Annotated in this window: 16 protein-coding genes; 11 read left to right on the forward strand and 5 right to left on the reverse strand. The window is 48.1% G+C overall.

The genetic code is table 11. The features are described from left to right. Positions 1-92: 92 nt before the first annotated feature. From O6P32_RS00585 to O6P32_RS00615, 7 genes are all read left to right on the forward strand, one after another. Entirely contained in the window at positions 93-1,103 is a 1,011-nt protein-coding gene (locus O6P32_RS00585; RefSeq protein ID WP_269876625.1) for an alpha/beta hydrolase, read from the forward strand. A gap of 7 nt (positions 1,104-1,110) precedes the next feature. Next, positions 1,111-1,674: a sugar O-acetyltransferase gene (locus O6P32_RS00590; RefSeq protein WP_269876285.1), complete on the forward strand. Its 564-nt coding sequence runs from the start codon at positions 1,111-1,113 to the stop codon at positions 1,672-1,674. Positions 1,675-1,681: 7 nt separating this feature from the next. Further along, entirely contained in the window at positions 1,682-3,100 is a 1,419-nt protein-coding gene (locus O6P32_RS00595; RefSeq protein ID WP_269876286.1) for an MATE family efflux transporter, read from the forward strand. 26 nt (positions 3,101-3,126) lie between these two features. Then, entirely contained in the window at positions 3,127-3,657 is a 531-nt protein-coding gene (locus O6P32_RS00600; RefSeq protein WP_269876287.1) for a cyclophilin-like fold protein, read from the forward strand. Between the two features lie 12 nt (positions 3,658-3,669). After that, positions 3,670-4,536 carry a DUF3737 family protein gene (locus O6P32_RS00605; RefSeq protein ID WP_269876288.1) on the forward strand — a complete coding sequence of 289 codons (867 nt, stop codon included), beginning with the start codon at positions 3,670-3,672 and terminating at the stop codon, positions 4,534-4,536. A 2-nt stretch (positions 4,537-4,538) separates the two neighbouring features. Next, a complete protein-coding gene (locus O6P32_RS00610) occupies positions 4,539-5,729 on the forward strand; it encodes a MalY/PatB family protein (RefSeq protein ID WP_269876289.1) in 1,191 nt (396 codons plus the stop codon). A gap of 103 nt (positions 5,730-5,832) precedes the next feature. Next, complete coding sequence (locus O6P32_RS00615) at positions 5,833-6,633, forward strand: TrmH family RNA methyltransferase (RefSeq protein WP_269876290.1); 801 nt, start codon at positions 5,833-5,835, stop codon at positions 6,631-6,633. A gap of 34 nt (positions 6,634-6,667) precedes the next feature. Here O6P32_RS00615 and O6P32_RS00620 read toward each other — a convergent pair whose 3' ends face one another. The 3 genes from O6P32_RS00620 to O6P32_RS00630 all read right to left on the reverse strand — a co-directional run bounded on the left by O6P32_RS00620 (position 6,668) and on the right by O6P32_RS00630 (position 9,181). Next, positions 6,668-7,066 carry an FKBP-type peptidyl-prolyl cis-trans isomerase gene (locus O6P32_RS00620; RefSeq protein ID WP_269876291.1) on the reverse strand — a complete coding sequence of 133 codons (399 nt, stop codon included), beginning with the start codon at positions 7,064-7,066 and terminating at the stop codon, positions 6,668-6,670. A gap of 97 nt (positions 7,067-7,163) precedes the next feature. After that, on the reverse strand, positions 7,164-8,261 hold the full coding sequence (locus O6P32_RS00625) for a glycerate kinase family protein (protein WP_269876292.1): 1,098 nt from the start codon (positions 8,259-8,261) through the stop codon (positions 7,164-7,166). A 29-nt stretch (positions 8,262-8,290) separates the two neighbouring features. Continuing rightward, positions 8,291-9,181, reverse strand: a complete 891-nt coding sequence (locus O6P32_RS00630; RefSeq protein ID WP_269876293.1) for a LysR substrate-binding domain-containing protein — start codon at positions 9,179-9,181, stop codon at positions 8,291-8,293. 146 nt (positions 9,182-9,327) lie between these two features. On the opposite strand from O6P32_RS00630, the gene O6P32_RS00635 reads away from it, so the two are divergent. The 4 genes from O6P32_RS00635 (at position 9,328) to O6P32_RS00650 (ending at position 12,733) form a co-directional block, all read left to right on the forward strand. Further along, a complete protein-coding gene (locus tag O6P32_RS00635) occupies positions 9,328-10,206 on the forward strand; it encodes an SMP-30/gluconolactonase/LRE family protein (RefSeq protein WP_269876294.1) in 879 nt (292 codons plus the stop codon). 237 nt (positions 10,207-10,443) lie between these two features. Continuing rightward, positions 10,444-10,650 carry a hypothetical protein gene (locus O6P32_RS00640; RefSeq protein WP_269876295.1) on the forward strand — a complete coding sequence of 69 codons (207 nt, stop codon included), beginning with the start codon at positions 10,444-10,446 and terminating at the stop codon, positions 10,648-10,650. Positions 10,651-10,787: 137 nt separating this feature from the next. After that, positions 10,788-11,252, forward strand: a complete 465-nt coding sequence (locus O6P32_RS00645; protein ID WP_269876296.1) for an NADPH-dependent FMN reductase family protein — start codon at positions 10,788-10,790, stop codon at positions 11,250-11,252. A 20-nt stretch (positions 11,253-11,272) separates the two neighbouring features. After that, entirely contained in the window at positions 11,273-12,733 is a 1,461-nt protein-coding gene (locus O6P32_RS00650) for a catalase (RefSeq protein WP_269876297.1), read from the forward strand. A gap of 112 nt (positions 12,734-12,845) precedes the next feature. Here the strand turns inward: O6P32_RS00650 and O6P32_RS00655 are convergent, their stop codons facing one another. Together O6P32_RS00655 and O6P32_RS00660 are read right to left on the reverse strand one after the other, a co-directional pair. Further along, on the reverse strand, positions 12,846-13,337 hold the full coding sequence (locus tag O6P32_RS00655) for a 3'-5' exonuclease (RefSeq protein WP_269876298.1): 492 nt from the start codon (positions 13,335-13,337) through the stop codon (positions 12,846-12,848). Between the two features lie 20 nt (positions 13,338-13,357). Then, entirely contained in the window at positions 13,358-14,248 is an 891-nt protein-coding gene (locus O6P32_RS00660) for an EamA family transporter (protein WP_269876299.1), read from the reverse strand. Positions 14,249-14,253 lie beyond the last annotated feature (5 nt).

Below are 14,253 nucleotides of genomic sequence, written 5' to 3' on the forward strand. Positions count from 1 at the left end.
TTGTATCCGAACCAAAAACAGATTCTAGTATGAAACAGGGATGGAAAAAATGGGGCATGGTAGCTGTACTGTGCCTGTGGGGAACCACAAAAATGTGTGCCCAGACAAACGGATTAAATAAAGATAGTATGATGGAACAAAAACTGACTCTTACAGAAGAATGGGATAAGACATTCCCGAAAAGCAACCGTGTAGATCATAGAAAGGTAACCTTTCATAACCGCTACGGCATTACGCTGGCCGCCGACCTGTATATTCCGAAGCAGGCAGAAGGGAAATTGCCCGCCATTGCCGTGAGTGGTCCTTTCGGAGCGGTAAAAGAACAATGTAGCGGACTCTATGCGCAGACGCTGGCAGAACAGGGCTTTCTCACGCTTGCCTTCGATCCCTCGTTTACCGGCGAGAGTGGAGGTGAACCCCGCTATGTAGCTTCGCCCGACATCAACACAGAAGACTTCTGTGCGGCGGTAGACTATCTTTCTACCTGTCCCGAAGCCGATGCAGAGAGAATCGGTATTCTGGGCATCTGCGGATGGGGAGGTTTTGCTCTCAATGCGGCGGCTATCGATACCCGTATCAAGGCTACGGTGGCTTCTACCATGTACGACATGACGCGGGTAACGGCCCGGGGGTATTTCGATGCGATGGATGCCGATGCACGTCAGGAACTTCGGAAACAATTGAATGCCCAGCGTACGGAAGATTACAGAAACGGAACCTATGCCCTGGCCGGAGGTGTAATTGATCCTCTGCCCGATGATGCTCCTCAATTTGTAAAAGATTATTATGCTTATTACAAGACTCCGCGCGGCTATCATGCCCGCTCGCTCAACTCGAACGGCGGATGGAACAAAACCTCTTCGCTTTCTTTCCTCAATATGCCTATCCTGATGTATAGCGACGAGATTCAGAGTGCCGTACTTGTGGTGCATGGAGAAAAGGCCCACTCACGCTACTTTGGCGAAGATGCCTTCAAGAAGCTGAAAGGAGCGAATAAGCGCTTGCTTATCGTGCCCGGTGCCAGCCATACCGATTTGTACGATAATCTGGAAAAGATTCCTTTCGGAGAGATAACGGCTTTTTATCGTGAACATTTAAAATAATTATAAGATGACACTCGACGATTTTTTGCAACATGTCAAGGCACGCCGTCCGCTCGACACTCCCGAGATTTACCGGCTGATGAATGAAGTGAACGACGAGGCACGCCGTATTACCTGCCAGATGAACTACACTTACCATACACAGGAGGAGCTTCGTGTATTATTCTCCCAGCTCACGGGACATCCTGTAGACGATACGTTCCGCGTGTTTCCTCCGTTTTATACCGATTTCGGAAAGAATATCCGTGTAGGCCGGAATGTGTTTGTGAATGCCGGATGTCATTTCCAGGACCATGGTGGGATAACACTGGGCGATGGTTGCCTGGTGGGACATAATGTGGTATTTGCTACACTGAACCACGATTTCCGTCCCGAGCACCGCGCCGCTATGTTTCCGGCTCCTATTGTGGTAGAAAAGAATGTATGGATTGGCTCGAATGCCACTATTCTTCAAGGGGTAACGATAGGCGAAGGTGCCATTGTAGCGGCCGGTGCCGTGGTGACGAAAGATGTACCTCCCCGAACGGTGGTGGCAGGAGTGCCGGCAAAGGTGGTGCGGTCTGTAGACTGATGAACGAATGAAAGGAACCGAAAAGACCGAAGAACTTCTTGCGTTGATACGTGAGGGGAAAGCGATCACCCGATCCGGACAGATTCGTTTGGTAGTAAGGTTGAGTATTCCTGCCATCGTAGCCCAGTTATCCTATATCCTGATGCAATATATTGATGCCGCGATGGTGGGAAGTCTGGGTGCCGGTGCTTCTGCCTCTATCGGATTAGTCTCTACTACTACCTGGCTATTCTGGGGACTTTGTACAGCTATGGGTATGGCCTTCTCTGTACAAGTTGCTCATCAGATAGGAAGCGGCAATTTGAAAGAAGCCCGTGCCGTATTGAGGCAAGGCATAGGAGCTGCACTCTTTTTTTCCATTCTTTTAGCCCTTGTTGGAGTTGCTTTAAGTGGAGTACTTCCCCGATGGCTCGGAGGAGAAGAATCGATACGGCACGATGCATCACTTTATTTTCTTGTCTTTTCTCTTTTTTTGCCGGTGCTTCAGATGAATTTTCTGGCGGGAGGAATGCTCCGGTGTAGTGGTAATATGCGTGTACCCAGCCAGACAGGAGTGTGGATGTGTGTGGCCGATATCATATTGAACTTCTTTCTGATATTTCCTTCGAGGGAGATACAGATAGGTACGATATCTGTGTTTGTTCCGGGTGCAGACCTGGGTGTAGCAGGAGCAGCATTGGGTACAGCCTTAGCCGAAACATTTGCTACGGGATATATGGGATGGTATCTTTTTGTCCGTTCTTCAGTGTTACGCCTTACGTCGGAGAGTGGAAGTTTTCTCCCTAAAATGGAAGTCGTAAAGAAAGCACTCCATATCGGGTTGCCCATGGGGCTGGAGCATATCGTGATTTGCGGAGCCCAAATAATGACTACCGTCATAGTTGCTCCGCTGGGTATCTTTGCCATTGCCGCCAACTCGTTTGCCATAACCGCCGAGAGCCTTTGTTATATGCCTGGTTATGGGATAGCTGATGCCGCTACCACATTGGCAGGGCAGAGCTATGGAGCCGGACGGTTCGCTTTGACACGTCGGTTTGCTTTCATTACGGTAGGATTGGGAATGGCGGTTATGGGGATAATGGGAGTAGCCATGTATGTATGGGCTCCCCACATTATCGGACTCATGACTCCCGTACCCGAAGTCCGCGAATTAGGAGTCATGGCACTTCGCATTGAAGCCTTTGCAGAACCCATGTTTGCCGCTTCCATTGTATCTTATGGTGTGTTTGTAGGAGTTGCCGATACACTTGTTCCCTGCCTGATGAACTTCTTTAGTATTTGGGCCGTACGTCTTTCGTTGGCCGCTCTACTTGCTCCGTCGATGGGGCTGAAGGGAGTATGGATTGCGATGTGTGTGGAGCTCTGTTTCCGGGGAGGTATTTTCTTATGCCGGCTCTGTGGTAACCGGTGGATAAAAAATAAATAAATGTAATTTGTAAAACTATTTTACACATGAAGATAGGATGGTACTGTATGTGGACTTTGCTTTTTGTGGCCATGATTGGTATGATGTCGTGCAGCCCCGATGAGAGGGGGTATATGGAAGAAAAACAACCGCTACCTCCTTCAGAAAGTGGAGAAGGGAATGAAGATTATAATAATCCCAATAATGAAGAAGATAAAATGAACAGAACGATACAGATTCGGATAGGAGAGAAGGTTTTCTCTGCTACCCTGGAAGACAATGAAACGGCACGCGCCTTTGTATCCCGTCTTCCTATGACGGTTACGATGACCGAAATGAACGGTAATGAGAAATATTACACCTTGCCCTACTCGTTGCCGGTAGATTCCTATCGCCCGGGTACCATTTATGCGGGTGATTTACTTTTGTGGGGAAACAATACGGTTGTTTTATTTTACGATCGTCTTTCTTCTCCTTATTCCTATACCCGTTTAGGGAAAATAGATCAGGCAGAAGGATTGGAAACGACGGTAGGATATAACGATGTAGAAGTAACTTTTGAGTTGAAAAACAATTAAATGGCAACGCATATGGAATTGATAAAAAATACTGAATTTGGAGGAGAACGTCCTCTGTTTGCTTCGCACAATCTCCACCTGGATCATGTAATAATCCGTGCAGGAGAGTCGGCTATAAAAGAATGTAGCAATATCCGGGCTACTAATTGCCGTTTTGAAGGAAACTATCCTTTCTGGCATGTACATGGCTTTAGCATCGAGAATTGTTTTTTCGATGTTGGCGGACGCTCTGCCCTGTGGTATTCCGATCATCTTGTCATGAAAGATACCCGCATTGATGCGCCGAAGATGTTTCGTGAGATGTCGGATATAGAGATAGAAAATGTAGAAATAAACGATGCCGATGAAGTATTCTGGCGTTGCCGGAACATCCGTATCAAAGACTTGAAGCTACACGGCGGTACGTATCCGTTTATGTTTAGCAATGAGATATATGTCGACGGATTGGAGAGCGATAGCAAGTATGTGTTTCAATACGTAAAAAATGCAGAGATTCATCATGCACGGATTACCACCAAAGATGCGTTTTGGGAGGTGGAGAATGTGACCATTTATGATTCCGAGCTGAATGGAGAGTATTTAGGATGGCATTCACGGAACCTGCGTCTGGTAAATTGCCATATTACCGGCGAACAGCCACTTTGTTATGCTCATAATCTGGTACTGGAGAACTGTACTTTTGGACCGGAATGCGATCGTGCTTTCGAATACAGCAGTGTTCAGGCTACCATTCGCGGAGCCATTGGCGGGGTAAAAAATCCGTTGTCCGGATGCATCACCGCCGAGAGTTACGGAGAGATTATTCTCGATGAGCACATCAAGGAACCTGCTTCTTGTGAACTGAAACTTTGGGACGGACAAACCTGTTTTGATGATTGAATATGAAGTACGATTTTGATGAGATAATTTCCCGCCGTAATACCTGCTCTTATAAATGGGATGGAGAAAACGGTGAAGAAGTGTTGCCTATGTGGGTAGCCGATATGGATTTCCGTACCGCACCTGCTATTGTACAGGCTTTGCAGGAACGGGTTGCACACGGAATCTTCGGGTATACCCGTGTTCCTGAGGCATACTATGAAGCCGTGTCGGACTGGTTCGGACGGAGACACGGATGGAAGATACCTTGCGAATGGATGATTTATACTTCGGGGGTGGTACCGGCTTTGTCGGCGGTAATCAAGGCTCTGACCGTTCCGGGCGATAAGGTTGTAGTACAGACTCCGGTATATAACTGCTTCTTTTCTTCAATCCGCAATAACGGGTGTGAGTGTGTCACCAGTTCCCTGGTAAGAGAGTGTGACACTTATCGCATAGATTTCGAAGACCTGGAGCGGAAAGTGACCGGAGCCAAACTGATGGTTCTTTGCAATCCGCACAACCCTGTGGGACGTGTGTGGACAAAAGAGGAACTGGAACGTATAGGTACAATCTGCATTCGGCATGGAGTAACCGTTGTGTCCGATGAAATACACGGCGAACTGGTGTATCCCGGACACGTCTACACACCTTTTGCTTCTTTGTCCGATGAATTTGCCCGGCATTCTGTGACGTGTTTTTCTCCCAGCAAGGCTTTTAATATAGCCGGATTGCAGATAGCTACTATTGTAGCACAGAATGAGGATGTACGCAGAAAAATAGATCGTGCCATCAACATCAATGAAGTATGTGATGTAAATCCTTTTGGTGTAGTAGCAACTCTGGCGGCATATCGGGAAGGCGAGGAGTGGCTCTGCCAGCTGACGGACTACCTGTGGGAAAATTATCAATGCATGAAACGGTTTTGTGCCACCTTCCTGCCTCTTTTTCCTCTGATGAAGCTGGAAGGAACTTATCTGGTATGGATGGATTGCCGGAAGTTGGGTGTTTCGTCTGCTCATTTAGAAGAACATCTGATTCGGGAAGTCAGCTTACATCTCAATGCCGGTACTATGTATGGAGAAGAGGGAGAAGACTTTATGCGCTGGAATATTGCTTGTCCCCGTGCTTCGCTTATCGAGGGGCTGGAGCGTTTCCGGAGTTATGTAGACAGGCATCTTGAGCCAGCTGAAGCATGTGGAGAAAACAGATAAGATAGGAGTCGGCTCGGCATAGGTCAAACTTTGAAAACTTTGTTTTCCGTTTGCCTCTGCACTCGCCTTTCACTATCTTTGAAGGCGGAAAAAGAAAAGAATTATGCCAGTTATCGAAATAGAATCGCTCCGTCATCCCGGAGTAGAAGTGTTCAGTACGCTTACCGAAGCTCAGTTGCGCAACCGTATCGACCCGCTTCGCGGAATATTCATTGCCGAGAGTCCTAAGGTGATTCGTGTGGCGCTTGATGCCGGTTACGAACCCGTGGCTCTACTTTGCGAGCGGAAACATATTGCGGGCGATGCGGCCGACCTGGTGGCACGTATGCCACACTTGCCTGTATATACGGGCGAACGCGAACTTCTTGCCCGGCTCACGGGGTATACCCTGACGCGCGGTGTGCTTTGTGCCATGCGTCGTCCGGCTCCTCTTACGGCCGCCGAGGTATGTCGCGATGCACGCCGTGTAGCCGTGATTCATGGAGTGACCGATACGACCAACATCGGAGCCATTTTCCGCTCTGCCGCCGCACTGGGTGTAGACGGTATTCTGCTCACGCCCGATTCGTGCGACCCCTTGAACCGTCGTGCCGTACGTGTGTCGATGGGTTCGGTGTTTCTGGTGCCCTGGGCGTGGAGCGAGCATCCTTTCCAGAGCCTTAAAGAGGCAGGATTCCGCACGGCTGCTCTGGCACTCACTCAGCGCTCCGTATCGCTCGACCATCCGGCACTGAAAGCCGAGCCTCGTCTGGCACTGGTCTTGGGAACCGAGGGCGATGGACTTCCTGCACAGGCCATCGAGGGAGCCGATTATGTGGTACGCATCCCCATGTTCCACGGAGTAGATTCACTCAATGTAGCCGCCGCTTCGGCCGTAGCTTTCTGGGAACTTCGTGTGCGCTAAGGCAGTTTCCTTGTGTGCGCACACGCCCTGTACATTATGCGATGCCCAGCAGCTCGATTTCGAAAATCAGGGTAGACCCTCCCGGAATGCCCGGTTGCGAGAATTTCCCGTAGCCCATTTCTGCCGGGATGTACACCTCCCATTTGTCGCCCACACACATGCGTTGCATGGCGATAATCCATCCCTCTATCAGGTCGCTCAGGCGGAAGGCGATGGGTGTTCCTCCGCGGCTGCTGTCGAATTTCTTTCCGTTGATGGTACGTCCGGTATAATGTGCGGTCACGATGCTTCGCGGAGTAGGATGCTTTCCGTCGTTTGCTCCCGAAGCCAGTACCTTATAAAAAATCCCTTTTGGCAGAGCCATTACACCTTCTTCTTTAGCCTTGGCAGCCAGCCATTCTTTGTTGGCCTGTATGTATTCCTGTTTTCCCATTTTTAATGATGATTTGGTTTCTGTGCAAATTTATCACTTTTTTCTCATTTTTTAGAAGCTAATTGTCTTTCCGTAAGCAGGCGAAGAATAAGTACCACTACCCCTGATAAGGCTTCCTGCACAAAGCGGGGAGCCTGTGCTTTATCCGGCTGACCCATGCTTGCAGGTTTTTTCGGGCAGTTTCGGGGCGCATAGCCTCTTCGATAGGCATGTATGCAGGAGTAATACCGTCGGCACGGGCAAACCCTGCTCTGAGGAGTGATTCCGTATCGCTGGTTTGTCCGGCTACCAGCCAGACGGGGATGTGCTGCTTCTGTGCGCTTCTCAGAATACGTTCCGGCAACTTGCCCATGAGTGTCTGCCGGTCGGCACGTCCTTCGCCGGTGATAATAAGGTCGGCATTGCTTATTGTTTCGTCGAAGTGGATGAGACGAAGCAAGAGGTCGGCTCCCGATTTTACTTCTGCCCGGAAGTACTGTATGAAGGCATAGCCCAAACCTCCTGCCGCTCCGGCACCCGCTACTTGCGAGGCATCTCTTCCGAGTTGTGCGGCCGAGTGGCGGGCAAAGAGCCGTGCCTGCCGGTCGAGCTGTTCTACCATCTGGGGAGTGGCTCCCTTTTGAGGACCAAACACAAAGGCTGCTCCATTTTCTCCGTAAAGCGGATTGCGTACATCGCTGGCCAGGAGAAAACGGCATGCGGGTATGCGGCTTGAGGGCAGTTCGTCGATGCTCTTGCTCTCGGTGAAGCGGTCGGCCAGTGCCTGCAACATACCCTTTCCGGCATCGCTCGTTCCGCTTCCGCCCAGACCTATGATAAACGTGCGGCATCCCCGGCAGAGGGCATCGGCAATGAGTTCGCCTACTCCGTAGGTGGTAGCCACGAGCGGATTCCGTTCGTCTTCTTTCATCAGAGTCAGTCCGCAGGCTCTGGCACTTTCTATCACGGCCGTACCGTCGGGGGCAATCCCATAAGGGGCAGAGATGCATTGCATGAGCGGATTGTGCACTTCTGTTTCTACAATGCTTCCGTGCAGAGCCGAAACAAATGCTTCGAGCATTCCTTCGCCTCCGTCGGACATGGGCAGGGTGAGCACTTCTGTGTCTTCTCCGCTTAATGCTTGTGCAAGGGTGCTTTCTACCTCTTCCGAAGTAAGACATCCTTTAAAAGAATCGGTAGCTATTACGATTTTCATAATCAATTCATAGAATGGTAAGGTTATAATCAGTGTTTATGTGGAGCGATAACCTGTTGGAGAAATTTGGCAAAAGCCAGTGTAGATTTCTTCCGGTAGACGCCCTGCGGCCAGAAAAGAAAGCCTTGCGTGGCAAGCCGTTCGACCGATAGAATAGGGATTTTTACCAAATCAGGTTCCTCGTGTACGGCGGCTTCGGTCAGTATGGTAGCCCATTTGCCTCCTTCGAGCAGGCGGATGATGGTCTGTACGTCGTTCACCTCCATGCCGATGTGCAGATGGAGTTTCTTGTTGATGCAAATTTCTTCAATTTTCTGCCGTGTGGCAAATCCTCTGGCAGGAAGAATAAGAGGGGTTTGCGACAATTTGTTCAGTGTGATGGATGAGATGGAAGCCAGCGGGTGCGACCGGTGGGCGATGAAGTACAGACCGGAGGAAAACAGGGGTAATGTATCGAAGTTGCCATCCAGTTTTTCCGGAAGAAAAGAAAGTACACAATCCATGCGGCCTTCTGCCAGTTGTGCCAGGAGTTCGTCCGAAGTAGCAAATGTAATGTTTATCTTTATCTTGGGATGAGCCTGTGTAAATGCCATCAGGGCATCGGTAAGCAGGGTACTCAGACTATACGTGGCACCGATGTGCAGCTCTCCCGTTTCCAGTCCCTTTAAATCTTTGATGATTTGTTTTCCGCTTTCTGCATCCTGTATGGCTTTTCTGGCATAGGGCAGGAAGGCTTTGCCCGCTTCGGTGGGTACTACCCGCTTTCCGATGCGGTCGAATAGCAAAATATCCAGCTCTTCTTCAAGTTGCTTGATTTGTTGCGAGAGTGTACTCTGCGAGATAAACAACAGGCGCGATGCCTCCGAGAAATTCTGATACTCGTAGGCTTTCTCAAAGTATTTCAATTGTCGTAATTCCATCCTTTTATCAATCGGTTTTATCGATGAATATCATCGAAATATAGTGTTTTGCAAATATAGTATTATTCTTTTCTCCTTTCTATTTTTGCCTCACAAAATAAATGAACCGATAAGGTGATACGAATCAATTTCTAAAATCTGAATAAATGATGAAAACTTTGTTGAGTATGATTTTTGCCGGTATATCGGTATTTACGATATCGGCACAGAGTGTAACAAAAGAGGTAACAGACGGCATACGCTATTGCGAAAGCACTTATCCTTACGAAGGAGGCATGCTGATAGCTAACTTTGGTACAGAGCAGCTCAATCCGCTCAATAGCGAAGGAAAAGGATACATCGTGTGGCACAAAGACGGAAAGAACCTGGTGCTGATAGCGGCCGACGGACATTTGTCGGCTCCCAAAGGTATGTGGGTGCACGAAGGCTTTCTCTATGTATGTGATGTGAATAAGGTGATGGTCTATAACCTGAAAGACAAGAGTGCAGAGCCTTATACAATCCAGTTGCCCGAAGGTCATCTTTTTGCCAACGATCTGGTGGTGGACGGAAACTATCTGTATATTTCTGTAACGAATACGGATACCATTTTCCGTGTAGACATAACTCGTCCGTCTCAGCCGGGAACTCCCGAGGTATGGCTTTCTGTACCGGGACCCAACGGCCTGTTGTTGTACAAAGGTGCGCTTTACGTGGCTTCTTATCCTGCCGATGGGAATACGACCGACCGGAATGTGGTATATCGTGTAGCCGATATGAAGAATCCTTTGCCGGAGAAGTGGGTGGAAACTCCGGGACAATACGACGGACTGGCACTGGCTTCGGATGGTAAGGCTATTTATTTGACGAACTGGGCTCCGGCTCAAATCTGCAGAGTTGATTTGGCTACCCGTGAGATGAAGGCTCTTGATGTAGACCTGGCACAACCTCTGGTAGGACCGGCAGATATTTCCGTGATGGACGGTTGTATCTACATTCCCGATCTGCCCAATAGTCGGGTAGTGGTCGTAAAAGAAGCGGAATGAGAGTGAGAACTGGAAAACGTCCTTTTGTTTCGTGAATGGATTTTGAAACGGCGTTGTCGGCTATGCGGTCGGCGACGCCGTTTCCATCATCAACGCCGTTGAATTTACGTCCGGCGTCGTTGGATATACTCCATTGTCAGATGATGTCTTTATACCGTTTGAACCTTTCTGCTAATGGAATGTTATTCCGTAGAAAATGATAACTTTGTATATTCCCTTATTCTAAAATAGAATCTTATGATACCTCCTAAAATTGATCAGTCTACCAAAGAAGAACGTCAGGCATTTGTAATCGAGGCATGGAAATGTTTGCACGATTGTGAGTCGTGTGGAAAATGTCACATCCTGAAGGGAAAGGATGCGGAAACCCTATATGCCGATTACATTGAAGGGAAACGGACCTACATGGATGTGACACTCGATATACGGAATAAAAGTTACTGACAGGGAGAGTCGTACTTTCTTTGGGGAGTTTGACTTATCGTTTTTATCGATTAGTCTTATCGGAAAAAAAGATTTTTTCAAATGAACCGACTTCTGTTTTTCTTCGTTATGTTTTTAGATCATGAAATAAAAACATAATGAGCACTCAATCTATACATACAAAAGGAAAACGAGCCGTTGTTTTATATTATAGCCATAAAGGAAAAACAGCCGGTTATGCCCGCGAAATAGCCATGTATCTTTGGTCGAAAGGACTGAACGTCAGTTTAAGTGCTATTACGGATTATGATTCGGAACGGCTCAATGAAACGGACTATCTGATTTCGGGATGCTGGACATGCGGATGGTTTGTCGTGGGTCAGCATCCACATGAGCGTTGGAAGACTTTTAGCCGGAAAATAGCAGGGCGAGTACCTGCAGAGCATACGCTTCTTTTTACAACTTATAAAATCCGGACTGGCAGCCTTTTCCGTAAAATGAAAAAAGTTTTGGGTATACAGAGTAAACAGAAAGTACCTTATCTGAAATCGAAAACCGGTTTTTTGACCGATGCGGATAAAAAACGGCTGGATGGTTTCATAAATATTTCATCTATTCAGTAATTATTAAAAATGTTGTAGTTATGGAGAATAAAAAACTTACAAGCGCTTCTGGCGCACCGGTTGCCGACAATCAGAATGTAGCAACCGCAGGTCGGCGAGGCCCGATGCTTTTACAGGATGTATGGTTCCTGGAAAAACTGGCTCATTTCGACCGTGAAGTGATTCCCGAACGTCGTATGCATGCCAAAGGTTCTGGAGCTTTTGGTAAGTTTACGGTAACTAATGATATTACGGCATATACCAAAGCCGCTATATTTTCTGCTATTGGTAAGGAAACGGAAGTGTTTGTCCGTTTTTCTACGGTAGCCGGAGAGCGTGGCGCGGCCGATGCAGAGCGCGATATCCGTGGCTTTGCCATTAAGTTTTATACAGAAGAAGGCAATTGGGATTTGGTAGGCAACAATACACCGGTCTTCTTTTTGCGCGATCCTCTGAAATTTCCCGACTTGAATCATGCCGTTAAGCGCGACCCGCGTACCAATATGCGTAGTCCGCTTAATAACTGGGATTTCTGGACTTCGCTCCCGGAAGCCTTGCATCAGGTAACTATTACCATGAGCGACCGTGGTATTCCGGCTTCTTATCGTCATATGCATGGGTATGGTAGCCATACTTTCTCGTTGATTAATGCACGTGGCGAACGGGTATGGGTAAAATTCCATTTGCATACCCAGCAGGGCATCAAGAACCTTACCGATCAGGAGGCAGAAGCTATCATCGCAAAAGACCGCGAGAGCCATCAGCGTGATTTGTACGAAAGCATCGAGCGGGGTGATTTCCCACGATGGACAATGTATATCCAGCTGATGACGGAAGAGCAGGCTGCTAATTGTCCGTTTAATCCGTTCGACTTGACCAAGGTCTGGTCGCAAAAACAATATCCGCTGATTGAAGTGGGAGTTCTGGAACTGAATCGTAATCCGGAGAATTATTTTGCCGATGTAGAGCAGGCAGCCTTTAATCCGGCTAATGTAGTGCCTGGTATCAGCTTCTCGCCCGACCGTATGTTGCAAGGCCGACTTTTCTCATATGGTGATACTCAGCGCTATCGTCTGGGTGTAAATCACCACCAGATTCCGGTAAACCGTAGCCGTTGTCCTTTCCTTAATATGTATCACCGCGACGGACAGATGCGTGTAGATGGCAATCACGGTTCTACATTGGGATACGAGCCTAATAGCTTTGGCGAGTGGCAACAACAGAGCGAGTATAAGGAACCGCCTTTGGAACTCGATGGAGCGGCTTACCAGTGGGACTATCGGGAAGATGATTCGGACTATTATTCACAGGCCGGTGATTTGTTCCGTTTGATGAGTCCTGAGCAACAGGAGGCTCTCTTCGGAAATACAGCTCGTGCAATGGGAGATATTCCGGATATGATTAAAATCCGTCATATTAAGAATTGTCTGAAAGCCGATGAAAATTATGGTAAGGGTGTAGCTAAAGCATTGGGGATTTCACTGGAACAAGTTGTAGAATAATAGCTCCGGCTTAGAACTATAAATAAAAATCAGCCAACCGATTCGTTTTTATAATTACGAATGGGTTGGCTTTTTGTATAGATTACATTGTACTTCAAAAGACTATCTGCATTTACAGAATTTCTCTTGCTATCCACGCGCAAGCTTCGGCATCGGCCAGAGCGTGGTGATGATTTCCCAGGCGGTATCCGCAGGCCGCGGCTACGGTATGCAACTGGTGATTGGGGAGTGTAGGGAATACTTTGCGGGCTACGCACAGAGTATCGTAAAACGTGTAGTCGGGATAGTCCATCTGATAGACCCGGAAGACCGCCTTCAGGCAACTCTCATCGAAAGGGCGGTTGTGTGCCACGAGTGGGACTCCCTCGATAATCGGTTCAATCTGTCTCCATACATGGGGAAATACCGGTGCATCTTCGGTATCTTCACGGGTGAGTCCGTGTACCTTTGAGCACCAGTAATTGTAATAGTTTGGCTCCGGGTTGATCAGGGAGTAAAAAGTATCTGTTATCTCACCGTTGCGCACTACAACTACGCCAACGGAACAGACCGATGAGCGCTGGTTGTTGGCGGTTTCGAAATCGATAGCTGCAAAGTCTCTCATGTATCCGTTTGCTATATATCTTATCGTTTGGTCACGGTAATCATAAATGTAACGGCCACTATGGCAATGGAGATTCCCACAATGATGTTTGTGGTGAGTGGTTCGCCAAACATAACTGTTCCGACCACGATGGCCGTAATGGGTTCGAATACGCCAAGTACCGAAGCTTTGGTGGCTCCGATGTTGCGCGAAGCGATGGCAAGTGTAGCCGTAGAAACAATGGTGGGCAGAAGAGCAAGTCCTACGAGGTTGAGCCAGTCTGCTCCGGTAGTGATTCCAGCGGTTATTGCGGTATCGGAACAGAAGATTTTCCCGAGAAATACAATTGCTCCTACCGTAAGGGCATAAAAGGTGAGCAAGGAATTGGATATGCCGGCAATGACCTTGCTACGGTTGATGATGACGATGAAAAGTGCGTACACCAGTGCCGAGGCAATTGAAAGTAATACACCGATGGGATTGATGGTTTGTGAACCGTCGCTTTGTGTCATGATAAGTACTCCACCAAAGGTAGCGGCAATGGCAAGCCATACCGGCCATGAGGGGACGACCCTCAGAAACACCATGATGATGGCCACAAGAACAGGGTAAAGGAAAACCAGTGTGGTGGCCAGTCCGGAGGCGATGTATTCGTATGCATCGAAAAGGAAAATACTGCTTGCAGTGTAAAGTAAGCCGAGGGCAAACAACACACCAATCTGCTTTCCGGAAACTTGAAAACTTTGTTTACGGAGTATCAGAAACAGTCCTAAAAGTATTACCGCAAAAGAGTAGCGGAAGAAAAGTATGGACTCTGTAGCAGCACCGTTTTTCATCAACGGAACCGCAAACAAGGGATTCAACCCGTATGTAATGCCGGTGATAATTCCTGCCGGATAGCCGATAATGGCATTCTTGCTTAGTTTCTTCATGTGAT

It is taken from the genome of Phocaeicola acetigenes, assembly GCF_027529745.1.
GTDB classification, from domain to species: Bacteria; Bacteroidota; Bacteroidia; order Bacteroidales; family Bacteroidaceae; genus Phocaeicola; species Phocaeicola acetigenes.

Bases quoted from the DNA above. Each gene is read 5' to 3' on its own strand.
- O6P32_RS00585 (WP_269876625.1), top strand. From the start codon at position 93: ATGTGTGCCCAGACAAACGGATTAAATAAAGATAGTATGATGGAACAA.
- O6P32_RS00590 (WP_269876285.1), top strand. From the start codon at position 1,111: ATGACACTCGACGATTTTTTGCAACATGTCAAGGCACGCCGTCCGCTC.
- O6P32_RS00595 (WP_269876286.1), top strand. From the start codon at position 1,682: ATGAAAGGAACCGAAAAGACCGAAGAACTTCTTGCGTTGATACGTGAG.
- O6P32_RS00600 (WP_269876287.1), top strand. From the start codon at position 3,127: ATGAAGATAGGATGGTACTGTATGTGGACTTTGCTTTTTGTGGCCATG.
- O6P32_RS00605 (WP_269876288.1), top strand. From the start codon at position 3,670: ATGGAATTGATAAAAAATACTGAATTTGGAGGAGAACGTCCTCTGTTT.
- O6P32_RS00610 (WP_269876289.1), top strand. From the start codon at position 4,539: ATGAAGTACGATTTTGATGAGATAATTTCCCGCCGTAATACCTGCTCT.
- O6P32_RS00615 (WP_269876290.1), top strand. From the start codon at position 5,833: ATGCCAGTTATCGAAATAGAATCGCTCCGTCATCCCGGAGTAGAAGTG.
- O6P32_RS00620 (WP_269876291.1), bottom strand. From the start codon at position 7,066: ATGGGAAAACAGGAATACATACAGGCCAACAAAGAATGGCTGGCTGCC.
- O6P32_RS00625 (WP_269876292.1), bottom strand. From the start codon at position 8,261: ATGAAAATCGTAATAGCTACCGATTCTTTTAAAGGATGTCTTACTTCG.
- O6P32_RS00630 (WP_269876293.1), bottom strand. From the start codon at position 9,181: ATGGAATTACGACAATTGAAATACTTTGAGAAAGCCTACGAGTATCAG.
- O6P32_RS00635 (WP_269876294.1), top strand. From the start codon at position 9,328: ATGATGAAAACTTTGTTGAGTATGATTTTTGCCGGTATATCGGTATTT.
- O6P32_RS00640 (WP_269876295.1), top strand. From the start codon at position 10,444: ATGATACCTCCTAAAATTGATCAGTCTACCAAAGAAGAACGTCAGGCA.
- O6P32_RS00645 (WP_269876296.1), top strand. From the start codon at position 10,788: ATGAGCACTCAATCTATACATACAAAAGGAAAACGAGCCGTTGTTTTA.
- O6P32_RS00650 (WP_269876297.1), top strand. From the start codon at position 11,273: ATGGAGAATAAAAAACTTACAAGCGCTTCTGGCGCACCGGTTGCCGAC.
- O6P32_RS00655 (WP_269876298.1), bottom strand. From the start codon at position 13,337: ATGAGAGACTTTGCAGCTATCGATTTCGAAACCGCCAACAACCAGCGC.
- O6P32_RS00660 (WP_269876299.1), bottom strand. From the start codon at position 14,248: ATGAAGAAACTAAGCAAGAATGCCATTATCGGCTATCCGGCAGGAATT.